The 22639-nt window shown below is 64.3% G+C and carries 21 protein-coding genes; 19 read left to right on the top strand and 2 right to left on the bottom strand.

Annotated elements, in window-relative coordinates:
- Positions 1-4 precede the first annotated feature (4 nt).
- From rseP to H7F35_RS32480, 14 genes are all read left to right on the top strand, one after another.
- On the top strand, positions 5-1375 hold the full coding sequence (rseP, locus tag H7F35_RS32545; RefSeq protein ID WP_187110600.1) for an RIP metalloprotease RseP: 1371 nt from the start codon (positions 5-7) through the stop codon (positions 1373-1375).
- Positions 1376-1413: 38 nt separating this feature from the next.
- Positions 1414-3885 (top strand): outer membrane protein assembly factor BamA, encoded by a 2472-nt coding sequence (gene bamA / locus H7F35_RS32540; RefSeq protein WP_187110599.1) that lies wholly within the window; start codon positions 1414-1416, stop codon positions 3883-3885.
- Entirely contained in the window at positions 3886-4434 is a 549-nt protein-coding gene (locus H7F35_RS32535; protein ID WP_187110598.1) for an OmpH family outer membrane protein, read from the top strand. It abuts the gene before it with no gap.
- A gap of 14 nt (positions 4435-4448) precedes the next feature.
- Positions 4449-5426, top strand: coding sequence for a UDP-3-O-(3-hydroxymyristoyl)glucosamine N-acyltransferase (lpxD, locus tag H7F35_RS32530; RefSeq protein WP_187110597.1), 978 nt, complete (start codon positions 4449-4451; stop codon positions 5424-5426).
- Positions 5427-5449: 23 nt separating this feature from the next.
- Entirely contained in the window at positions 5450-5899 is a 450-nt protein-coding gene (gene fabZ, locus H7F35_RS32525) for a 3-hydroxyacyl-ACP dehydratase FabZ (protein WP_237680227.1), read from the top strand.
- Between the two features lie 24 nt (positions 5900-5923).
- Positions 5924-6712 (top strand): acyl-ACP--UDP-N-acetylglucosamine O-acyltransferase, encoded by a 789-nt coding sequence (lpxA, locus tag H7F35_RS32520; RefSeq protein WP_187110595.1) that lies wholly within the window; start codon positions 5924-5926, stop codon positions 6710-6712.
- Between the two features lie 10 nt (positions 6713-6722).
- Positions 6723-7871: a lipid-A-disaccharide synthase gene (lpxB, locus tag H7F35_RS32515; protein WP_187110594.1), complete on the top strand. Its 1149-nt coding sequence runs from the start codon at positions 6723-6725 to the stop codon at positions 7869-7871.
- Positions 7843-8571, top strand: coding sequence for a ribonuclease HII (gene rnhB, locus H7F35_RS32510; RefSeq protein ID WP_187110593.1), 729 nt, complete (start codon positions 7843-7845; stop codon positions 8569-8571). The genes lpxB and rnhB overlap by 29 nt, the downstream gene beginning before the upstream one ends.
- Positions 8572-8578: 7 nt before the next feature.
- Positions 8579-9364, top strand: coding sequence for a TrmH family RNA methyltransferase (locus H7F35_RS32505; RefSeq protein ID WP_187110592.1), 786 nt, complete (start codon positions 8579-8581; stop codon positions 9362-9364).
- 139 nt (positions 9365-9503) lie between these two features.
- Positions 9504-10697: a glutamine-hydrolyzing carbamoyl-phosphate synthase small subunit gene (gene carA / locus H7F35_RS32500; RefSeq protein WP_187110591.1), complete on the top strand. Its 1194-nt coding sequence runs from the start codon at positions 9504-9506 to the stop codon at positions 10695-10697.
- Entirely contained in the window at positions 10690-13938 is a 3249-nt protein-coding gene (gene carB / locus H7F35_RS32495; protein ID WP_187110590.1) for a carbamoyl-phosphate synthase large subunit, read from the top strand. The genes carA and carB overlap by 8 nt, the downstream gene beginning before the upstream one ends.
- 11 nt (positions 13939-13949) lie before the next feature.
- Positions 13950-14819 carry a Kdo hydroxylase family protein gene (locus H7F35_RS32490; RefSeq protein WP_187110589.1) on the top strand — a complete coding sequence of 290 codons (870 nt, stop codon included), beginning with the start codon at positions 13950-13952 and terminating at the stop codon, positions 14817-14819.
- A 65-nt stretch (positions 14820-14884) separates the two neighbouring features.
- On the top strand, positions 14885-15361 hold the full coding sequence (gene greA / locus H7F35_RS32485) for a transcription elongation factor GreA (protein ID WP_187110588.1): 477 nt from the start codon (positions 14885-14887) through the stop codon (positions 15359-15361).
- An 8-nt stretch (positions 15362-15369) separates the two neighbouring features.
- The gene (locus tag H7F35_RS32480) at positions 15370-15786 is read left to right on the top strand and encodes a DUF4149 domain-containing protein (protein WP_187110587.1); all 417 of its coding nucleotides are present in this window, start codon (positions 15370-15372) and stop codon (positions 15784-15786) included.
- Positions 15787-15831: 45 nt separating this feature from the next.
- On the opposite strand, the gene H7F35_RS32475 is transcribed toward H7F35_RS32480, so the two are convergent.
- Together H7F35_RS32475 and H7F35_RS32470 are read right to left on the bottom strand one after the other, a co-directional pair.
- Positions 15832-16590: a glycosyltransferase gene (locus tag H7F35_RS32475; RefSeq protein ID WP_187110586.1), complete on the bottom strand. Its 759-nt coding sequence runs from the start codon at positions 16588-16590 to the stop codon at positions 15832-15834.
- 2 nt (positions 16591-16592) lie between these two features.
- Positions 16593-17072 carry a YhbY family RNA-binding protein gene (locus H7F35_RS32470; RefSeq protein ID WP_187110585.1) on the bottom strand — a complete coding sequence of 160 codons (480 nt, stop codon included), beginning with the start codon at positions 17070-17072 and terminating at the stop codon, positions 16593-16595.
- Between the two features lie 31 nt (positions 17073-17103).
- On the opposite strand from H7F35_RS32470, the gene H7F35_RS32465 reads away from it, so the two are divergent.
- The 5 genes from H7F35_RS32465 (at position 17104) to H7F35_RS32445 (ending at position 22603) form a co-directional block, all read left to right on the top strand.
- Positions 17104-17772 carry an RlmE family RNA methyltransferase gene (locus tag H7F35_RS32465; RefSeq protein WP_187110584.1) on the top strand — a complete coding sequence of 223 codons (669 nt, stop codon included), beginning with the start codon at positions 17104-17106 and terminating at the stop codon, positions 17770-17772.
- A 167-nt stretch (positions 17773-17939) separates the two neighbouring features.
- Positions 17940-19856 (top strand): ATP-dependent zinc metalloprotease FtsH, encoded by a 1917-nt coding sequence (gene ftsH / locus H7F35_RS32460; RefSeq protein WP_187110583.1) that lies wholly within the window; start codon positions 17940-17942, stop codon positions 19854-19856.
- 115 nt (positions 19857-19971) lie between these two features.
- Positions 19972-20787: a dihydropteroate synthase gene (folP, locus tag H7F35_RS32455; RefSeq protein ID WP_187114492.1), complete on the top strand. Its 816-nt coding sequence runs from the start codon at positions 19972-19974 to the stop codon at positions 20785-20787.
- Complete coding sequence (gene glmM / locus H7F35_RS32450) at positions 20784-22121, top strand: phosphoglucosamine mutase (protein ID WP_187110582.1); 1338 nt, start codon at positions 20784-20786, stop codon at positions 22119-22121. The genes folP and glmM overlap by 4 nt, the downstream gene beginning before the upstream one ends.
- Positions 22118-22603 (top strand): GNAT family N-acetyltransferase, encoded by a 486-nt coding sequence (locus tag H7F35_RS32445; protein WP_187110581.1) that lies wholly within the window; start codon positions 22118-22120, stop codon positions 22601-22603. The genes glmM and H7F35_RS32445 overlap by 4 nt, the downstream gene beginning before the upstream one ends.
- The last annotated feature ends 36 nt before the right edge of the window (positions 22604-22639 follow it).

Below are 22639 nucleotides of genomic sequence, written 5' to 3'. Positions count from 1 at the left end.
CCGCATGCTTACTGTCGTAGCCTTTGTTGTCGCGCTCGGTGTCCTGATTGCAGTGCACGAATATGGGCATTACCGCGTCGCGGTGGCTTGTGGTGTCAAGGTCGAGCGGTTCTCGGTCGGGTTCGGCAAAACACTGTTCCGTTGGCAGCCCAAGCGCCAGCATCCGGGGCAGGCAACCGAATTCGTCATCGGTGCCTTCCCTCTTGGCGGCTACGTCAAGATGCTCGACGAGCGTGAAGGGCCGGTTGCACCGGAAGAACGCCACAGGGCTTTCAACACGCAGCCGCTGCGTTCGCGCGCAGCCATCGTCGCTGCCGGCCCGATTGCCAATCTGTTGCTTGCCGTCGTGCTTTACACGGCCGTCAACTGGATCGGCGTGCAGGAGCCGGTCGCCAAGCTGGCGCGGCCAGTGGCGGCCTCGCTGGCCGAAGCAGCGGGCCTGCGCGGAGGCGAGCAGATCACCCAGGCGGGTTTCGACGGCGACCTGTCGCCTGTGCAGTCCTTCGAGGATCTGCGCTGGCGCATGACACGGGGCGCGCTCGACGGCCATGACCTGACGCTCGAAGTGGCGGGCGAGGGCGGTCGTGCTGCGCGCCAACTGGTGCTTCCGCTGAGCCGCATCGAGACCCGGGATGCCGATCCGCAGATGTTCCGAAAGATCGGCGTGCTTGCCCCGTTGACCCGGCCCGAGATCGGGGAGGTCATGGCAGGCAGCGCGGCCGAGCGTGCAGGTCTTCGCAATGGTGACCTGGTGCGTGCCATTGGTAGCACCGCCATCATCGATGGGCAACAGTTGCGCGAGGTGATCCGCGCTTCGGTCGACGGCGACCAGCCGCGAGCCCAGGCCTGGCAGATCGAGCGCGGCAGCCAGCCGCTCACGCTCGAAGTGACGCCTGAAGTGCGGGAAGAGAACGGCGCGAAGGTCGGCCGTGTCGGCGCCTATGTCGGCGCCCCGCCCGAAATGGTGACAGTGCGGCTGGGCCCGGTCGACGGTGTCTGGCGCGGTGTGGTACGGACCTGGGAGGTGTCTGCGCTCACCGTGCGCATGATGGGCAAGATGGTGATTGGCGAGGCTTCGCTCAAGAACCTGAGCGGCCCGCTCACGATCGCAGACTATGCGGGCAAATCCGCCAGTCTTGGCTTCACCCAGTACCTCGTCTTCCTCGCGCTCATCAGCGTGAGCCTGGGCGTGCTCAATCTCATGCCGCTGCCGGTCCTCGATGGGGGACACCTGATGTATTATCTTTGGGAGGGCCTGACCGGCAAAAGCGTCTCTGACGCCTGGATGGAACGGCTTCAGCGCGGCGGTGTCGCTTTGCTGCTGGTCATGATGTCGGTCGCACTCTTCAACGACGTCACGCGGCTCTTTGGTTAACTTTCTGCTGGCCCTTTCCGTGCCGGCTCAATTCACAGATGAACAAAAACTTCAGTCGCTTTCGCCTGCGTAGCGTTGCCGCGGTGGTTGCCAGCGCGCTGGCAGCCACGGCAGCTTGGGCCGTCGAGCCCTTCACGGTACGCGACATTCGCGTCGAAGGCTTGCAACGTGTCGAGGCCGGTACGATCTTCGCGTCGCTGCCTTTGCGCGTTGGCGATACCTACAGTGACGAGCGCGGTTCCGCCGCGATCCGCGCGCTGTTCGACCTGGGGTTGTTCAAGGATGTGCGCATCGACGTGAACGGCAACGTGCTGGTGGTGATCGTTGAAGAGCGGCCCACCATTGCAGACGTCGATTTCGTCGGCGCTAAAGAATTCGACAAGGCAGCGCTGCAAAAGGCCTTGCGCGAGGTGGGGCTGACCGATGGCCGCCCGTACGACAAGGCCCTGGCGGACCGCGCAGAGCAGGAGCTCAAGCGCCAGTACGTGAGCCGCAGCCTCTACAACGCGCAGGTCGTGACCACCGTCACGCCGATCGAGCGCAATCGTGTCAACCTGACGTTCACCGTCACCGAAGGCGACTCGGCGCGCATCCGTGAAGTCCACGTGGTCGGTAACAAGGCCTTCAGCGAATCGACGCTGCTCAGCTTGTTCGACCAGGACAGCGGCGGTTACCTGAGCTGGTATACCAAGTCCAACCAGTACTCGCGCGCCAAGCTCACCGCCGACCTGGAAACGCTGCGCTCGTACTACATCACGCGCGGCTACCTCGAGTTCCGCATCGAATCGACCCAGGTTGCCATTTCGCCGGACCGCAAGGACCTGACGGTGACGGTCAACATCACCGAAGGCGAGAAGTTCGTGGTGGCGGGCGTCAAGCTCGATGGCAACTACCTCGGCCGCGATGACGAATTCAAGTCGCTGATCACGATCAAGCCAGGCGAGCCCTACAACGGCGAGCAGGTCACCGAGACCACCAAGGCCTTCAACGACTATTTCGGCACTTTCGGCTATGCGTTTGCCAAGGTACAGGCGCGGCCCGAGATCGATCGCGCCAATAACCGCGTCACGTTGACGCTGCAGGCCGAGCCTTCGCGCCGCGTCTATGTGCGCCGCGTTTCCGTTGGCGGCAACAACAAGACGCGCGACGAAGTGATTCGCCGCGAGTTCCGCCAGTTCGAAGCTTCCTGGTATGACGGCGACAAGATCAAGCTCTCGCGCGATCGCGTGGACCGCCTCGGTTTCTTCACCGAAGTGAACGTCGAGACACAGGAAGTGCCGGGCACACCCGACCAGGTGGACCTGGTCATCAATGTGGCCGAAAAGCCGACTGGCAGCCTTCAACTCGGTGCTGGTTATTCGAGCTCGGACAAGGTGGCGCTGACCTTCGGTATCTCGCAGGAGAACGTGTTCGGCTCAGGCAATTTCCTGGGCGTGCAGGTCAACACCAGCAAGTACAACCGTACGCTGTCGCTGACCACGACCGATCCTTACTTCACCAAGGACGGCATCTCGCGCACGATCAGCGTTTATCACACGACGACCCGCCCGTACTCGACCAACATCGATGGCGACTACAAGCTGGTCAACCAGGGCGCATCCATCCGCTTTGGCGTGCCGTTCAGCGAGGTCGACACGGTCTTCTTCGGCGTCGGGCTCGAGCGCTACGCGTTCGATCCGAACAAGTCAACGGCGTTCGCCGGGCTCACAACGCCGCGGTCTTATCTCGATTACTTCGGCTGCAAGCTGAATCAGACCCCCTTGTCCAACGGTTTCCTGCCCCCGACGCCTGCTGGCTGGGCGGTCACGGGTTGCTCGACCGACAGTGTCTGGGGTGTACCGCTGACTGTGGGTTGGGGGCGTGACAGCCGTGACAGCGCGCTGGTTCCGACCACCGGGGTTCTCCAGCGCGCCAATCTGGAATTGGGGATTGGCGGTGACATGAAGTATGTCAAGACCAACTACCAGTACCAGCAGTTCTTCGCGATCAACAAGCAGTACACCTTCGCGATCAACGGCGAGGTCGGTTACGCCAAGGCGCTTGGAGGCAAGGTTTATCCGATCTTCAAGAACTTCTATGCCGGTGGACTGGGTTCGATCCGCGGCTTTGAGCAAAACTCGCTGGGCCCGCGCGATGTGCCACTCTTTGGTCAAACCGAAGGTGCGGCACTGGGCGGTACCAAGAAAGCCATCTTCAACGCCGAGTTCAGCACGCCATTCCCGGGCGCCGGCAACGACCGCACCCTGCGCCTGTACTCGTTCTTCGACATCGGCAACGTGTTCGGTTCGCGCGCTGCCGGCCTGACGGATGCGCAATGGAAGGCGCAAAAGAAATTGCGCGCCTCGGTCGGTCTTGGCATCAGCTGGATTTCGCCGCTTGGCCCGCTGCGCCTGGCTTATGCCTTCCCCGTCATGTCCCAAAAGGAAGTGCTGGACCCTGCCACCGGCTTCGTCGTGATCCCGAAGGATAGAATTCAGCGCCTCCAATTCCAGATCGGAACGTCTTTCTAAATGAAGCATTTGATTCGCGCCGCAGCAGGCGCGTTGTTGGTCCCCATTTTCCTGCTCGCTGCTGTGCCTGCTCAGGCGCAGGAAACCTTTCGCATCGGGTTCGTGAATCCGGACCGCGTGCTGCGCGAAGCGCAGCCTGCCAAGGCGGCCCAGGCGAAGCTCGAAGCCGAGTTTCTCAAGCGCGAGAAGGATCTGACCGGGCAGGGCGACGCGCTGAAAGCGGCCTCGGAGAAGTTCGAGCGCGAGGCGCCGACGCTGTCTGAAAGTCAACGGGTTTCGCGTCAACGCGCGCTCGTCGACCAGGACCGCGATTTCCAGCGCAAGCGCCGGGAATTCCAGGAGGACCTCAATGCCCGCAAGAACGAAGAACTCCAGCAGGTCTACGAACGCGCCAACCGTGTGGTGAAGCAGGTGGCCGAAGCTGAAAAGTACGACGCCATCTTGCAGGAAGCGATCTACATCAACCCGAAGCACGACATCACCGACAAGGTGATCAAGGCGCTGAACGCATCGGCGGTCGGCTCTTCTGCGCCTGCGGCCGGCAAGTAACGCCGCGAACCGGCGTGTCGCTGCAGCTCGGAGCCATCGTTGACGCCCTTGGGGGCGAGCTTCATGGGGACGCCACTCTGTCCATCGAGCGGCTCTCACCGCTCCAGAATGCACAGCCCGACGCGCTCAGCTTCCTGAGCCATCCCAAGTACCAGCAGGAGCTGGCGGCCTCGAAGGCTGCCTGCGTGATCGTGTCGCCCGCCATGCGCGAGGCGGCCGAGGCACGTGGCGCATTCATCGTGACGCCTGATCCGTATTTCTACTTCGCGCGCCTGACGCAACTCTGGAAGGCGCATCACGCGCGTCCGGACGCCGATCGCATTCACCCCAGCGCGGTGATCCATGCCGAAGCGCAAGTCGACGCCACGGCGCGCATTGGCGCGCTTTGCGTGGTGGAGCGGGGGGCGCGCATTGGCGCGGGCACGGTGCTGAAGTCGCGCGTGACGGTCAGTGAAGACTGCAGCATCGGCGAGCGCTGCCTGCTGCACCCGGGTGTGGTCATCGGGGCCGACGGTTTCGGTCTCGCGTTGCACGAAGGGCAGTGGGTCAAGATCGAGCAACTGGGCGCGGTGCGTATCGGCAACGATGTCGAGATCGGCGCGAACACCTGTATCGACCGTGGCGCACTCGACGACACCGTGATCGAAGACGGCGTGAAGCTCGACAACCTGATCCAGATCGGCCACAACGTGCGCGTCGGCAAGAACACCGCCATGGCCGGCTGTGTCGGTGTGGCTGGCAGCGCCACCATCGGCGCCAACTGCACCTTTGGTGGTGGTGCCATCGTGCTGGGGCATCTGACGGTGGCCGACGACGTGCACGTGTCCGCCGCCACCACGGTAACCCGTTCGATTCACAAGGCCGGCCAGTACACCGGCATGTTTCCCATCGATGACAATGCGAGCTGGGAAAAGAATGCGGCAACGCTCAAGCAGTTGCACAGCCTGCGCGAACGACTGAAGGCGCTGGAGAAAGCCCCCTCGAAAAAATGACGACGATGCAGGAACAGAACATCATGACGACGACGCTCGATATCCACCAAATTCTCAAGTTGCTGCCGCATCGCTACCCGTTCCTTCTGGTGGACCGGGTGCTCGACATGGAAAAAGGCAAGCGCATCACGGCACTGAAGAACGTGACGATGAACGAGCCCTTCTTCAACGGCCACTTCCCGCACCGCCCGGTGATGCCGGGCGTGCTGATGCTCGAAGCCATGGCGCAGGCCGCGGCGCTGCTGTCGTTCCATTCGCTCGACATCGTGCCGGACGACAACACCGTCTACTACTTTGCCGCCATCGACGGCGCGCGCTTCAAGCGGCCGGTGGAGCCGGGCGACCAGCTCACGCTCGAGGTCGAGATCGAACGCATGAAGGCCGGCATCTCGAAGTTCAAGGGTCGCGCCCGGGTCGGCAGCGAACTCGCCTGCGAGGCCACGCTGATGTGCGCCATGCGCCAGATCAGCTGATCCGGCCGCAGTCATTTGCAAGGCATGACCCAGGTTCATTCGACAGCACTCGTCGACCCCAAGGCAGAACTCGACGCCTCGGTGTCGGTCGGGCCGTACACCGTGATCGGTCCGCATGTGCGGATCGGTGCGGGCACCACCATCGGCGCGCACTGCGTGATCGAGGGGCGGACCACCATCGGGTGCGACAACCGGATTTTTCAGTTCTCGTCGCTCGGCGCGGTGCCGCAGGACAAGAAGTACGCGGGCGAGCCGACCGAACTGGTCATCGGCGACCGCAACGTCATTCGCGAGTTCTGCACCTTCAACCTCGGCGTGCCGGGGGCAGGAGGCGTCACGCGCGTGGGCAACGACAACTGGATCATGGCGTACACGCACATCGCGCACGACTGCCGTGTCGACAACCACACCACGCTGGCCAACCAGACGACGCTCGCTGGTCACGTGCATCTGGCCGACTGGGTCACGATCGGCGGACTGACGGGCATTCACCAATTTGTGTCGATCGGCGCCCACGCCATGATCGGCTTTGCCAGTGCCGTGTCGCAAGACGTGCCGCCGTTCATGCTGGTCGACGGCAACCCACTGGCGGTCCGCGGCTTCAATGTCGTGGGCCTGCGTCGGCGCGAATTCTCGGCGCAGCGGCTCGCGGCAGTGAAGCAGATGCATCGCCTGTTGTATCGCCAGGGCAAGACGCTCGAAGAGGCGCGCGCGGGCATCGCGGCGCTGGCCACCGAAATGCCGGAAGCCGCCGAGGATGTCGCGTTGATGGAGTCCTTCATCGCCAACTCGACGCGCGGCATCGCGCGTTGACGTGACCGCGATGCAGACGGACGCACAGCGACGCTTCGCGCTGGTCGCTGGAGAAGCCTCCGGCGACCTGCTCGCCGGTCTGTTGCTCGATGGTCTCCATGCCCGATGGCCCGCACTGCAGACCGCCGGCATCGGCGGTCCCCGCATGCTGGCCCATGGTTTCCAGAGCTGGTGGCCGCAGGAAAAGCTCGCGGTTCGCGGCTATATCGAGGTGCTGCGCCACTACGCCGAGATCGCGGGCATCCGCCGCCAGCTCAAGGCCCGGCTGCTGCGCGAATGGCCTGAACTGTTCATCGGCGTCGACGCGCCCGATTTCAATCTCGACCTCGAAGCCGGGCTGCGCAGCCGCGGCATGAAGACCGTGCATTTCGTTTGCCCGTCGATCTGGGCCTGGCGCGCGGACCGCATCGAGAAGATCCGGGCCGCGGCCGACCACGTGCTGTGCATCTTTCCGTTCGAGCCCGCGCTGCTGGAAGAGCATGGCGTGGCTGCCAGTTATGTGGGCCATCCCCTGGCCAACGTGATTCCGATGACCCCCGACCGTGCCGGCGCGCGCGCCGCGCTGGGCCTGGCGCCCGACGCACAGGTCGTTGCGCTGCTGCCCGGCAGCCGCCGCTCGGAAGTGCGCTACCTGGCCGCGCGGTTCTTCGCCGCCGCGGCGCTGATGCAGAAGGCGCGGCCCGCGCTCCAGTTCGTGGCGCCCATCCTGCCGGGGCTGCGCACCGAGGTTGAAGCGATGCTGCAGGCCAGCGGCATGACCGGCCGTGTGAAGCTGCTCGATGGCCAGTCGCACGCCGCGCTGGCCGCTTGCGACGTCACGCTGATCGCCAGTGGCACGGCGACCCTCGAAGCCGCGCTGTTCAAGCGGCCGATGGTCATTGCGTACAACATGAACGCGCTCTCGTGGCGCCTGATGCAGCGCAAGCAACTGCAGCCGTGGGTCGGTCTGCCCAACATCCTGTGCCGCGAATTCGTGGTGCCCGAGCTGCTGCAGGAGGCCGCCACGCCGGAGGCGCTGGCCCAAGCCACGCTGGCCTGGCTGGACGCGCCCGAAAAGACGCAGGCGCTGCAACAAAGATTTTCCGAGCTGCACGTGCAATTGCAGCGCGATACGCCGACACTTTGCGCCGATGCGATCCAGAAAGTTCTTGAAGGCTGAGCAGGCCCCGCTGGTGTGGGACGCGCCAGGCCTGCTCGCGGGCGTCGATGAGGCGGGGCGCGGCCCCCTGGCCGGCCCGGTGGTGGCTGCGGCCGTGATCCTCGACGACCTGCGGCCGATCCGTGGCCTCGCCGACTCCAAGACCCTCACGGCCCTGCAGCGCGAGCGCCTGCACGACCAGATCCTGGCCAAGGCCCTGTGCTGCTCGATCGCGCACGCCACGGTCGAGGAAATCGACACCCACAACATCCTGCAGGCCACGATGCTCGCGATGCGCCGCGCGGTCGAAGGGCTGCGCCTGAAGCCGGCGAAGGTGCTGGTCGACGGCAACCGCCTGCCGACGCTCGATGTGCTGGCTGAAGCCATCGTCAAGGGCGACTCGCTGGTCAAGGCGATCTCTGCCGCGTCGATCCTGGCCAAGGTGCACCGTGACCGGCTGTGCGAGCAACTGCATACCGAATTCCCGCACTACGGCTTTGCCGGCCACAAGGGCTACGGCACGCCCGAACACCTGGAAGCGCTGAAGCGCCACGGGGCCTGCGTGCACCACCGCAAGTCGTTCAGCCCGGTGGCTGCGGCGCTGGCACGCACTGCTGCGGCGGCCACGAGCGTTGTCGTGGTGCCGGTGGGGGGCGCGTCAGCCGCAATGGTCATCGGAGCCTCCGAGCCTGTGCGCCTCGATCTGCGCGCTGCATCTTGAACCCCCAATGACATCCGAAGCCGGCGCCAGCCACATCAGCTCGCGCGACAACCCTCTGCTCAAGGATTTGCGCAAGCTGGCTCAGGACCCGGGTGCCTACCGCAAGCTGGGCCGCATCTGGCTTGAAGGGGACCATCTGTGCCGGGCAGCGTTGGCGCGCGGCGTGAAGCCGGCCATCGCTGTGTTTTCAGAGTCTTTCTGGGCCAAAGCGCACGCCGAATGGGTGAATGGCGCTATCAAAATCGTAGTGATCAGCGACGATCTGCTGCGCGGCGTCAGCGGCCTGGAGTCGCCCGCACCCATGGGCTTCGTGCTGGATCTGCCGACACGTCCGGAGCTGATTCCCGACGCGCCAAGCGTGGTGCTCGACCGCTTGCAGGACGCCGGCAATGCCGGCTCCATCCTGCGCAGCGCAGCCGCTTTCGGCTTCACCCAGGTGATCGCGCTCAAGGGCACGGCTGCACTGTGGGCGCCGAAGGTACTGCGCGCCGGCATGGGCGCTCATTTCGGTTTGCGCCTGATCGAGGGCGTCGAGGCCGACCTGCTCGACGGGCTGAAGGTGCCGCTCGTGGCGACCAGCTCGCACCACGGCGAGTGGCTGCACAAGGCCCACTTGCCGCACCCCTGCGCCTGGCTGATGGGCCACGAAGGGCAGGGCGTTTCGCCGGCCCTGGAGGCCCGCGCAACGCACCACATCCGCATTGCCCAGCCCGGCGGCGAGGAGTCGCTGAACGTGGCTGCAGCCGCCGCCATCTGCCTGCACGCAAGCGGAGCGGCCCTTCAAGCCGGATAGGGCCGCAGTCCGGGCTACAATCGGGGGCTTACTCGCAATAGCGTCGCCCGGCCGCCTTTCACGCCAAAATCCCCTTAAGCAGCAGTCCGCAGGCAACGCGCCTGGGGCTCCGGGCGACCGTAACCATTCGGAGAACCCAGTGCTTTTGTCTCTCAAGGGAAACTTCCCGCCCGCCATCCTGGCGCTCGCAGACGGCACGGTCTTTCAAGGCAATTCGATCGGAGCCGCCGGCTCCACGACCGGTGAAGTGGTGTTCAACACCGCCATGACCGGTTACCAGGAAATCCTCACCGACCCGAGCTACTGCCAGCAGATCGTCACCTTGACGTATCCGCACATCGGCAACTACGGCGTCAACGGGGAAGACATCGAAGCCGACAAGATCCATGCCGCGGGCCTGATCATCAAGGACCTGCCCCTCGTCGCTTCCAACTTTCGCAAGACCGCCACGCTGAGCGAATACCTCGTGGCCGGCAAGACGGTGGCTATCGCGAACATCGACACCCGCAAGCTCACGCGCCACCTGCGAACCCATGGCGCGCAGAACGGCTGCATCCTGGGCCTGGCCGCAGGCGAAGCTGTGACGCAGGCGCTGATCGACAAGGCCATCGCCGCCGCCAAGGCCGCGCCGAGCATGTCCGGCCTCGACCTTGCCAAGGTGGTGTCGGTCACGCAAACCTACGAATGGACCGAAACCGAGTGGAAGCTCGGTGCGGGCTACGGCGTGCAGATCACGCCGAAGTTCCACGTCGTCGCCTTCGACTACGGCGTCAAGAAGAACATCCTGCGCATGATCGCGCAGCGCGGCGCACGTATCACCGTCGTGCCGGCCCAAACGCCCGCAGCCGACGTGCTCAAGCTCAAGCCCGATGGCATCTTCCTGGCCAACGGCCCCGGCGACCCGGAGCCCTGCGACTACGCCATCAGCGCCGTCAAGGAACTGATCGAGACCGGCATTCCCACTTTCGGCATCTGCCTGGGCCACCAGATCATGGCGCTGGCCTCGGGTGCGAAGACCTTCAAGATGAAGTTCGGCCACCACGGTGCGAATCATCCGGTGAAGGACCTGGACAACGGCCGCGTGAGCATCACCAGCCAGAACCATGGCTTCGCGGTCGACGAGAAGTCGCTGCCGGCCAACCTGCGCCCGACCCACATCAGCCTGTTCGACAACACGCTGCAGGGCTTGGCCCGCACCGACAAGCCCGCGTTCTGCTTCCAGGGCCACCCGGAAGCCTCGCCGGGCCCGCACGACATCGGCTATTTGTTCGATCGCTTCACGGCACTCATGGAAAAGAACAAGACGGAAAAGACGGAGAAAGAGAATGCCTAAGCGTACAGACCTCAAATCGATCCTCATCATCGGCGCCGGCCCGATCATCATCGGCCAAGCCTGCGAGTTCGACTACTCCGGCGTGCAAGCCTGCAAGGCGCTGCGCGAAGAGGGCTACAAGGTCATTCTGATCAACAGCAACCCTGCAACGATCATGACCGACCCGGCCACGGCCGACGTCACCTACATCGAGCCCATCACCTGGCAGACGGTCGAAAAAATCATCGCCAAGGAACGCCCCGACGCGATCCTGCCGACCATGGGCGGCCAGACCGCGCTGAACTGCGCGCTGGACCTGTGGCGCAACGGCGTGCTCGACAAGTACACGGGCGCGGCCACCAACAAGCCGGTCGAGCTGATCGGCGCCACCCCTGAAGCCATCGACAAGGCCGAGGACCGCCTGAAGTTCAAGGACGCGATGACCAAGATCGGTCTCGGTTCGGCGCGCTCGGGTATCGCGCACACGATGGACGAAGCCTGGGCCGTGCAGAAGACGCTCGGTTTCCCGACCGTCATCCGTCCCAGCTTCACACTCGGCGGCACCGGCGGCGGCATTGCCTACAACCCCGACGAATTCGAGACCATCTGCAAGCGCGGCATCGAAGCCTCGCCCACCAATGAGCTGCTGATCGAAGAATCGCTGCTCGGCTGGAAAGAGTACGAGATGGAAGTCGTGCGCGACAAGGCTGACAACTGCATCATCGTCTGCTCGATCGAAAACCTCGACCCGATGGGCGTGCACACCGGGGACTCGATCACCGTGGCACCTGCGCAGACGCTGTCCGACAAGGAATACCAGATCCTGCGCAACGCCTCGCTGGCCGTGCTGCGCGAGATCGGCGTGGACACCGGCGGCTCGAACGTGCAGTTTTCCATCAACCCGAAGGACGGCCGCATGGTCGTCATCGAGATGAACCCGCGCGTGTCGCGTTCTTCGGCGTTGGCCTCCAAGGCCACGGGTTTCCCGATCGCCAAGGTCGCGGCCAAGCTGGCCGTGGGCTACACGCTCGACGAACTGCGCAACGAAATCACCGGCGGCGCCACGCCGGCATCGTTCGAACCGTCGATCGACTACGTGGTCACCAAGATTCCGCGTTTCGCGTTCGAGAAATTCCCGCAGGCCGACTCGCGTCTCACGACGCAGATGAAGTCGGTGGGCGAAGTGATGGCCATGGGCCGCACCTTCCAGGAGTCGTTCCAGAAGGCACTGCGCGGCCTTGAAGTGGGCGTCGACGGTCTGAACGAGAAGACGCAAGACCGCGAAGTGCTCGAAAAGGAATTGGGCGAGCCCGGCCCCGAGCGCATCTGGTACGTGGGCGATGCCTTCGCCATGGGCCTGAGCGTGGACGAAGTGTTTGCGCTGACCAAGATCGATCCGTGGTTCCTGGTGCAGATCGAAGAGATCGTGAAGATCGAACTCGAACTGGAAACCAAGTCGCTCGACGACATCGACAAGGACACGCTGCTCGCGCTGAAGAAGAAGGGCTTCTCCGACCGCCGCCTCGCGCGCCAGCTTAAGACCACCGACACCGCGATCCGCGAAAAGCGCCGCGCTCTCGGTGTGCGCCCGGTCTACAAGCGCGTCGACACCTGCGCGGCCGAGTTCGCGACCAACACGGCCTACATGTACTCGACCTATGAAGACGAGTGCGAAGCCGATCCGACGGACAAGAAGAAGATCATGGTGCTCGGCGGCGGTCCCAACCGCATCGGCCAAGGCATCGAGTTCGACTACTGCTGCGTGCACGCCGCGCTCGCCATGCGCGAAGACGGCTACGAGACCATCATGGTCAACTGCAACCCCGAGACCGTCTCGACCGACTACGACACCTCCGACCGCCTGTACTTCGAGCCGCTGACGCTCGAAGACGTGCTCGAGATCGTCGACAAGGAAAAGCCACTCGGCGTGATCGTGCAGTACGGCGGCCAGACGCCGTTGAAGCTCGCGCTCGACCTCGAAGCCAACGGCGTCCCGATCATCGGCACCTCGCCCGACATGATCGACGCGGCCGAAGACCGTGAGCGCTTCCAGAAGCTGCTGCATGAGCTGGGCCTGCGCCAGCCGCCGAATGCCACGGCGCGCACCGAACCCGAAGCGCTCGAAAAGGCTGCGGCCCTCGGCTATCCGCTGGTGGTGCGTCCGAGCTACGTGCTGGGCGGCCGTGCGATGGAGATCGTGCACGAGCAGCGCGACCTCGAGCGCTACATGCGTGAAGCGGTCAAGGTCAGCAACGACTCGCCGGTGCTGCTCGACCGCTTCCTGAACGACGCAGTGGAATGCGACGTCGACTGCATCCGCGACGCCGAAGGCGGCACGCTGATCGGCGGCGTGATGGAACACATCGAACAGGCCGGCGTGCACTCGGGCGACTCTGCCTGCTCGCTGCCGCCCTACAGCCTGAACGCCGACACCATCGCCGAACTGAAGCGCCAGAGCGCTGCCATGGCGAAGGCACTGAACGTGGTCGGCCTGATGAACGTGCAGTTCGCGATCCAGCAAAAAGATGGCAAGGACGTCATCTATGTGCTCGAAGTGAACCCGCGTGCTTCGCGCACCGTGCCTTACGTGAGCAAGGCGACCGGCATCCAGCTCGCCAAGGTGGCGGCCCGCTGCATGGCGGGCCAGTCGCTCGCGTCGCAAGGCGTGACGAAGGAAGTCACGCCGCCGTACTTCAGCGTGAAGGAAGCCGTGTTCCCGTTCGTCAAGTTCCCGGGCGTGGATACCATCCTCGGCCCTGAGATGAAGTCGACCGGCGAAGTGATGGGCGTGGGCAAGACCTTCGGCGAAGCCTTCGTGAAGTCGCAGATCGGCGCGGGCACGCTGCTGCCGAAGTCGGGCAAGGTCTTCATCTCGGTGAAAAACAACGACAAGGCGCGTGCCGTGGAAGTGGCGCGCGGCCTGGTCAAGCTGGGCTTCGTGCTGACCGCCACCAAGGGCACGGCCGCAGCCATCAGCGCGGCAGGCATCGAGTGTGCGACGGTGAACAAGGTCACCGAAGGCCGCCCGCACATCGTGGACATGATCAAGAACAACGAGATTGCCCTGGTCATCAACACGGTGGAAGAGCGCCGCAACGCGATCACCGATTCCCGGCAGATCCGCACCTCGGCGCTGTTGGCCCGCGTGACCACCTTCACCACGATCTTCGGTGCCGAAGCCGCGGTCGAAGGCATGGGCTTCATGGACGAGCTTGGCGTGATCTCGGTGCAGGAGATGCACGCGCAACTGGCGGCTGCCTGAGCCGCAGCGTCATGGAAACCCAGCTCGTCGAACTGGACCTGAGCGACTGGAACGCGGCCACGCCCAACAAGGCGTGGATCGCGGAGCTGGAAGCGGGCAAGGTGCTGTTCTTTCCGCGGTTGGGCTTCGAGCTGTTGCCTGAAGAGCGCAGCCTGCTGACGCCCAGCCTGCTGTCGCCCGACGTTCGCAACATCAGCCTCGATGCCAACGGCAAGCTCAAGGGCGCCGTTGGTGACGAGGCAGTGCAGCGTACGGCGGCCGCGATGGTGGGGCGGTTTCGCGCGCAGGCGCAACAGCTCATTCATGGCCTGCTGCCGCACTACACGCCGGCCCTGCGCCTCGCGCCCACGAGCTACCGGCCTGCGCAGGTCGAGACGCGCGTGCAGTCCTGGCGGGCGGACGACAGGCGACTGCACGTTGACGCCTTCCCGTCGCGGCCCAACTACGGCGAGCGCATCCTGCGTGTGTTCACCAACGTCAATCCCGAAGGCGCACCGCGCGTGTGGCGTGTGGGTGAGCCCTTCGAGGACATCGCCAGACGCTTCCTGCCGCGCGCCAAGCCCTATGTGCGCTGGCAGGCCAAGCTGCTGCGCGCGCTGCGCGTGACCAAGTCGTTCCGCAGCGAGTACGACCACCTGATGCTGCAACTGCACGACGGCATGAAGTCGGACATGGGCTACCAGGAAAGCTCGCCGCAAGAGACGGCCAAGTTCCCGCCCGGCTCCGTGTGGGTGTGCTTCTCCGACCAGACCTCGCACGCCGTGATGGCGGGCCAGTACATGCTCGAGCAGACGCTTCATCTGGCTGCGTCGAAGCAATACAATCCCGACTCGAGCCCGCTCGCCATCCTGAGCCGGCTGACCGGACGCACACTCGTCTGATCTTGTCCCTCATCGACCGCCGAACGGCAGCGTTCGGCGGTTTCGCTTTATGGAGAACCAACAACATGGCCACCATCCCTGTCACCAAGCGCGGCGCTGAAAAACTGCGTGCCGAACTGCATCAACTCAAGACGGTGGACCGTCCCTGGGTCATCAACGCCATCTCGGAAGCGCGCGCGCAGGGCGACCTGAGCGAAAACGCCGAATACGAAGTCGCGAAAGACCGCCAGGGCTTCATCGAAGGCCGAATCCAGGAAGTCGAAGGCAAGCTCTCGGCTGCGCAGATCATCGATCCGACCGAACTCGATGCCGGTGGCAAGGTGGTCTTCGGCTCGACCGTCGAACTCGAAGAAGAAGAGAGCGGCGAAGCGGTGAAATACCAGATCGTCGGCGAAGACGAAGCCGACCTGAAGCTGGGCCTCATCAACATCTCCAGCCCGATCGCGCGCGCGCTGATCGGCAAGGAAGAGGGCGACACGGCCGAAGTGCAGGCGCCCGGCGGCCTGAAGCGCTACGAGATCGTCGCGGTTCGCTACATCTGAGTTCCAGGATGAAAGACCGTGTTGCGCTGATGCTGGCCGCCTTCTGGTGGGGCAGCCTCACCACGATCGGCTTTCTGGTGGTGCCGATGCTGTTCGCCAGGCTCGGCAACCCTTCGGTGGCTGGCAACTTCGCCGGTCAGTTGTTCGAGGCGCAAAGCTGGATTGCGATTGCCTGTGGGCTGATCCTGCTGATCCACTTCCGTGCCAAAGCGGATGAGCGCATGGATGGCCCCGCGTTGACGGCCATCTTCCTGATCCTTGGGGCTTTGCTTTTGGCGCTGCTTCAGCAGTACGCCGTGGCGCCGCGCATTCTTGCGCGCGAGAACCTCAAGCTGTGGCACGCCGTGGGCAGCGGCATGTACCTCGTGCAGTGGCTGTGCGCCGGTGTGCTGCTCTGGCGCATGGGCGCTCGCGCGCCGCGCTGAAGAAGGGCTGCGACCTTTGAGGTCGCCAGCCGCTCGCTCATCTCGTCATTCTTTCCAGAACTTCGCGACCCAGCGTGCCGGTCGGATGTAGCGGAAGGCGCGGTTGCGCCGGCCAGCCAATGCATCGGGCGGATTGCACTCGCCATGGAACACCATGATGCGTGCGCCTTCGGGCACGAAGGGCTCTTCCCAGTAGTTGGTTGGCCAGGTCGGGATGCCGTGGTACTTGAAACTCGGGCACCAGGCGTCGGGCCAATAGGCGAGCTTGCCTTGTTTGTGCAGCACGTCCGAGAGGTAGGTCTGCTCGTTGCGGTAGTCGGCCTGGACTTTGTCCATGTTGGCGCGAAAGTACGCCAGCACATCGGCATGGGCGCCCAGCTCGAAGCGGTAGACCGATGAATTTCCCCTGATCCGCTGACTGCGCCAGGGGCGGGCGTAGTCGTGAATGATCAGGAATTCACCGGGCTGCTCGAAGAAGGCATCCAGGCTGCCAACGACGACCACATCGACATCGAGGAACAGGGCCGTGCCGCGCAGTCCATGCAGGTCCTGCTCGAAGGTCGTGAGCTTCTTCCAGGCACCGTCGCGCTGCCCAGGAGCAAGTTGCAGGTTGAGTGGGGGAATCGGCAGGCACGTCACCTCGGGGCGAATGCCGTTGCCATCGTCGGTCAGGCACACGAACTTGAAGTCGCCGCTGAGATTGCGGCGGACCATCGCGTAGAGCCGGTTGACGTATTCGGGGCCGTACTTCGTGCCCCACTTCATGCAGAGGATGTGGCGCTGTGCGCCTTGAACCGCCGCCAAGCTCAATCTGCCTGGTTGCGCTTCTTGGCCGACAACGGCCGCTTGGCCTTGGCGCGCTTGATGGTGCCGCCAGGCGTGAGACGCTGGTTGCCGAGCACGCGCAGGGTCTTGATTTCGGGGCGTTGGCCGCCGCGCTTGCTGTACTTCAGGATCTTGACGTCGCGCGGGCCGGGCATGCGGTCTTCATCGACCGCTTTTTCCTTTTCGGGAATCGGGCGCCAGAGCACCAGCAGCTTGCCGATGTGCTGGATGGGGGCGGCGTCGAGCTCGTTGGCGAGTTCTTGCAGCATGGCGTCGCGGGCGAGACGGTCGTCGGAGAACACGCGCACCTTGATCAGGCCGTGGGCCTTCAGGGCGGCATCCGCCTCTTTTTTCACGGCAGGGGTGAGCCCGTCTCCACCGACCATGACGATCGGATCCAGGTGGTGAGCTTCGGCGCGGTGCACCTTGCGCTCGGCAGGGGTAAGTTGAATGGCGGGCATCCCCGTATTATCGAGGGTAGATAAGCACCTCATGAGCACTAAAGCAAAAAGCAAAAAAGTCAATAAAGCCTGGCTTCACGATCACATCAATGATCCGTACGTGAAATTGGCCACGCGAGAGGGGTACCGCGCACGCGCTGCCTACAAGCTCAAGGAGATCGACGAGTCACTCGGATTGATCAAACCGGGCCAACTTGTGGTCGACCTGGGCTCCACGCCCGGGGCCTGGAGCCAGTACCTGCGGCGGCGCATGTCGCCCGGAGGCGCCGCGGCCGGCGAGCTGAACGGCACCATCATCGCGCTCGACATGCTGCCGATGGACCCGATCGAGGGCGTGACCTTCCTGCAGGGGGATTTCCGCGAGGCAGAGCTGCTGGAGCAGGTCCTGAGCGTGCTGGCCGGCCGGAAGGCCGATGTTGTGGTGTCGGACATGGCGCCCAACCTGTCGGGCATCCATTCGGCCGATGGTGCCCGCATTGCGCACCTGATCGAGCTTGCGATCGACTTCGCCCAGCACCATCTGAAGCCCGAAGGGGCGTTGGTGGCCAAGCTCTTTCATGGCAGCGGATATGACGAATCGGTGAAGCTCTTCAAGGCCAGTTTCCGCACTGTCAAGCCGTTCAAACCCAAGGCGTCGCGGGATAAATCGTCCGAGACTTTCCTGGTCGGCATGGGCTTAAAGGCCACAGATACGCCTTGATACCTTGCTGCAGGGGCGTGCGCTCAGGGCGCAAACCCCTGTCAGCCTATGGCTGCTTTAGGGAAATGCCCGCTTTTCGCAGCTTGAAAAGCCTAAAATGGGGCGCAATTGCGTACTCACAGCGCGTATTTCACATTCTCGTCACGCGCTTTCGACTGGAGCTTCGTTTGAACAATCAGTGGTTTTCCAAAGTTGCCGTATGGCTCGTCATTGCCATGGTGTTGTTCACTGTGTTCAAGCAGTTCGACACCCGCGGTGGCGTCGGCTCAGGAGCAGTCAGCTACTCCGAGTTCCTTGACCAGGTCCGGAACAACCAGATCAAAAGTGCCGTCATCCCCGAGGGCGCCGGCGGCGGCGAGATCATCGCTGTCACCAATGACGACCGCAAGATTCGTACGACGGCCACGGTCCTTGACCGCGGCCTCGTGGGCGACCTGATCGACCACAACGTCAAGTTCGACGTCAAGCCGCGCGAAGAGGGCTCGCTGCTCATGACGCTGCTGGTCAGCTGGGGCCCGATGCTGCTGCTGATCGGCGTCTGGATCTACTTCATGCGCCAGATGCAGGGCGGCGGCAAGGGCGGGGCGTTCAGCTTCGGCAAAAGCAAGGCCCGCATGATGGACGAGAACAACAACACGGTGACCTTCGCCGACGTCGCGGGCTGCGACGAGGCGAAAGAAGAAGTCCGTGAAGTGGTCGACTTCCTGAAAGACCCGCAGCGCTTCCAGAAGCTCGGTGGCCGTATTCCGCGCGGTCTGCTGCTGGTCGGCCCTCCGGGTACCGGCAAGACCTTGCTGGCCAAGTCGATCGCCGGCGAAGCCAAGGTGCCGTTCTTCTCGATCTCGGGTTCCGACTTCGTTGAAATGTTCGTCGGCGTGGGCGCTGCCCGTGTCCGCGACATGTTCGAGAACGCCAAGAAGAACGCGCCTTGCATCATCTTCATCGACGAAATCGATGCGGTGGGTCGTCAGCGCGGTGCCGGTCTCGGCGGCGGCAATGACGAACGCGAACAAACCTTGAACCAGATGCTGGTCGAGATGGACGGTTTTGAAACCAACCTCGGCGTGATCGTGGTGGCTGCCACCAACCGCCCGGACATCCTGGACGCCGCGCTGCTGCGCCCCGGCCGTTTCGACCGTCAGGTGTATGTCACGCTGCCCGACATCCGTGGCCGCGAACAGATCCTCGGCGTGCACATGCGCAAGGTCCCGCTGGGCCAGGACGTGAACCCGAGCGTGATTGCCCGCGGCACGCCCGGCATGTCTGGCGCCGACCTGGCCAACCTTTGCAATGAAGCCGCCCTGATGGCAGCACGCCGCAATGCGCGCGTCGTTGAAATGCAGGACTTCGAGAAGGCCAAGGACAAGATCTTCATGGGCCCCGAGCGCAAGAGCATGGTCATGCCCGAGGAAGAACGCCGCAACACGGCGTACCACGAGTCCGGCCACGCCCTCATCGGCAAGCTGCTGCCCAAGTGCGACCCGGTCCACAAGGTCACGATCATTCCGCGTGGCCGTGCCCTTGGCGTGACCATGAGCCTGCCGGCGCAAGACCGCTACAGCTACGACCGCGAATACATGCTCAACCAGATCAGCATGCTGTTCGGTGGCCGTATTGCTGAAGAAGTGTTCATGCACCAGATGACCACCGGTGCCAGCAACGACTTTGAGCGTGCGACTTCCATTGCCCGCGACATGGTCACGCGCTACGGCATGACCGACGCGCTGGGCCCGATGGTCTACGCCGAGAACGAAGGCGAAGTGTTCCTGGGCCGCTCGGTCACCAAGACCACGACCATGAGCGAACAGACCATGGAAAAGGTCGACGGCGAAGTGCGCCGCATCATCGACGAGCAATACGCCCTGGCGCGTGGCCTGATCGAAGCGAACAGCGACAAGATGCACGCGATGGCGAAGGCGCTGCTCGAATGGGAAACCATCGACTCCGAGCAGCTCGACGACATCATGGCTGGCCGCGCACCGCGTCCGCCCAAGGACTGGACGCCGCGCACCCCTCCTTCGGGCAGCGGTGGCAGTGGCGGCACGCCGGCCGTCAATACCGACCCGGCGCCGACCGCCGCTTGAGGTGGGCTTGATATCAAGCAACAACGGGGCCTCTGGCCCCGTTTTCCATGGTGCGCCGTCGAACGCGGTCTGGCAGACCTCGCGCTTCGCAATCGACCTTGCACAGCCGCGTGTGATGGGCATCGTCAACGTCACGCCCGATTCCTTTTCGGACGGTGGTGCGCACGCTTCCACCGGCACCGCGCTGAAGCATTGCGAGCAGTTGCTGAAGGAGGGCGCGGACATCCTCGACATCGGCGGCGAATCGACCCGCCCCGGCAGCCCGGCAGTCCCCCTCGATGCGGAACTGGCGCGCGTGCTGCCCGTGGTGCGCGAGGCCGTGAAGCTGAACGCGCCGCTGTCCATCGACACCTACAAGCCCGAAGTCATGCGCGCGGTGCTCGACCTGGGCGCGGACATCGTCAACGACATCTGGGCGCTGCGCCAACCGGGCGCGCTGGAAGCCGTTGCCGCGCACCGTTCGTGCGGCATCTGCCTGATGCACATGCACCGCGATCCGCAGACCATGCAGGCCACGCCCATGGATGGCGACGTGATCCCCGAGGTGCTGTCGTTCTGGGCCGAGCAGGTGGCACGGCTTCGCGCGCTGCGCATCGATCCCTCGCGCATCACGCTCGATCCGGGCGTTGGCTTCGGCAAGACCGTGGCGCAGAATTTCGCGCTGCTCGCGCGACAAGGCGAACTGCTCGAAGGCGGCTATCCGCTGCTGCTGGGCTGGTCGCGCAAGTCGTCCATCGGCGCCGTCACCGGGATCGAAGCGGCGAATGAGCGCATCGCACCCAGCGTGGCTGCGGCACTGCTCGCCGTCGAGCGGGGCGCGGCTGTGGTGCGCGTGCACGATGTGCGCGACACGGTCGCTGCCGTCGCGGTATGGCGCGCCATGAGGGCGCAAGAGTCACAACAAACACAAGAACGAACACCATCACCATGACCCGCAAATATTTCGGCACCGACGGCATCCGCGGCACCGTCGGCCAGGCGCCCATCACACCCGACTTCGTGCTGCGCCTTGCGCATGCCGTGGGCCGCGTGCTCAAGAAAACCGAGTCCCGGCCCCGGGTGCTGATCGGCAAGGACACCCGCATTTCCGGCTACATGCTCGAATCGGCGCTCGAATCGGGCTTCAATTCGGCCGGTGTCGACGTGGTGCTGCTGGGCCCGCTGCCCACGCCCGGCGTGGCGTACCTCACACGCGCCCAGCGCGCGAGCCTCGGCGTGGTGATCAGCGCCAGCCACAACGCCTTTCCCGACAACGGCATCAAGTTCTTCAGCGCGCAAGGCACCAAGCTCGACGACGCCTGGGAGCTGGCCGTCGAAGCCGCGCTGGAAGAAGCGCCGGTGTGGGTGGACTCCGTCAACCTCGGCAAGGCCCGGCGACTGGACGATGCGTCCGGCCGCTACATCGAGTTCTGCAAGAGCACTTTCGCCAACGATCTCTCGCTGCGCAACATGAAGCTGGTGGTCGACGCGGCGCATGGTGCGGCCTACCAGGTGGCGCCCAACGTGTTCCACGAGCTGGGCGCGGAAGTCACCAGCATCGGCTGCGCCCCGGACGGACTCAACATCAACAAGGGCTTCGGCGCGACGCATCCCGAAGCGCTGGTCGCCGCAGTGACGGCGCAGAAGGCCGACTACGGCATCGCACTCGACGGTGACGCCGACCGCCTGCAATTGGTCGATGCCAGCGGCCGCCTGTTCAATGGCGACGAGTTGCTTTACCTGATGGTGGCCGAGCGTATCGCGCGCGGTGAAAAGCCGGCAGGCGTGGTCGGCACGCTGATGACCAACAAGGCCGTCGAAGTGGCGTTGCGCGGGCAGGGCATCGAGTTCGTGCGTGCCAAGGTCGGCGACCGCTATGTGCTCGAAGAGTTGGACAAGCGCGGCTGGCTGCTCGGCGGCGAAGGCTCGGGCCACTTGCTCGCGCTCGACCGCCACACCACAGGCGACGGCATCGTGAGCGCGCTGCAGGTGCTGCAGGCCTGCGTGCGCAGCGGCAAGACGGTGGCGCAACTGCTCGAAGGCGTCACGCTGTTCCCGCAGACCCTGATCAACGTGCGCCTGGCGCCCGGCCAGAACTGGAAAGACAACAAGGCGCTCGCCAGCGAAACGCAGCGCATCGAGGCCGAGCTTGGCGATGCCGGCCGCGTGCTGATCCGTGCGAGCGGCACCGAGCCGCTGGTGCGTGTGATGGTCGAGGCGCGCGATGCAAAGCAATCGCTGTCTTGCGCGCAGCGCCTCGCCGCAACGCTGGAGCCGGCGCAATGAGCAACATCGAAACCCTGGTGGCGAACTACCGCGATGCGGTGCAGGCCGCGGCCGTGGTCGATTTGCTCAATGCCTATGCGAGCGACCCCGTCGGCGGCGGCACGCCGCTCGATGCAGCCGTGCGCGAGAAGCTGCCTGCCGCACTCGCAGCACGCCCGCAAGCCTTCAGCGTGCTGGCCTTCGACGGCGACACACCCGTGGGCCTCGTCAACTGCATCGAAGGCTTCTCGACCTTCGCCTGCCAGCCGCTGGTGAATGTGCACGACGTGGTCGTGCTGCCCAGCCATCGCGGCCAGCGCGTGGCACAGAAGATGTTCGCGCAGGTGGAGCAGGAAGCGCGCAGGCGTGGTGCCTGCAAGCTCACGCTTGAAGTGCTGTCGGGCAACGCGCCCGCGCTGCGCACCTACGAGCGTGAAGGCTTCACCAACTACCAGCTCGATCCCGCCTTCGGCAGCGCGGTCTTCCTGCAGAAGAAGCTCTGAAAATAAAAAGGGCCGAGGCGAGTTCATCGCTGTCGG

The organism is Variovorax sp. PAMC26660 (assembly GCF_014302995.1).
In the GTDB taxonomy this organism is placed as follows: domain Bacteria; phylum Pseudomonadota; class Gammaproteobacteria; order Burkholderiales; family Burkholderiaceae_C; genus Variovorax.
This window is presented reverse-complemented; position numbering and strand designations above follow the sequence as displayed.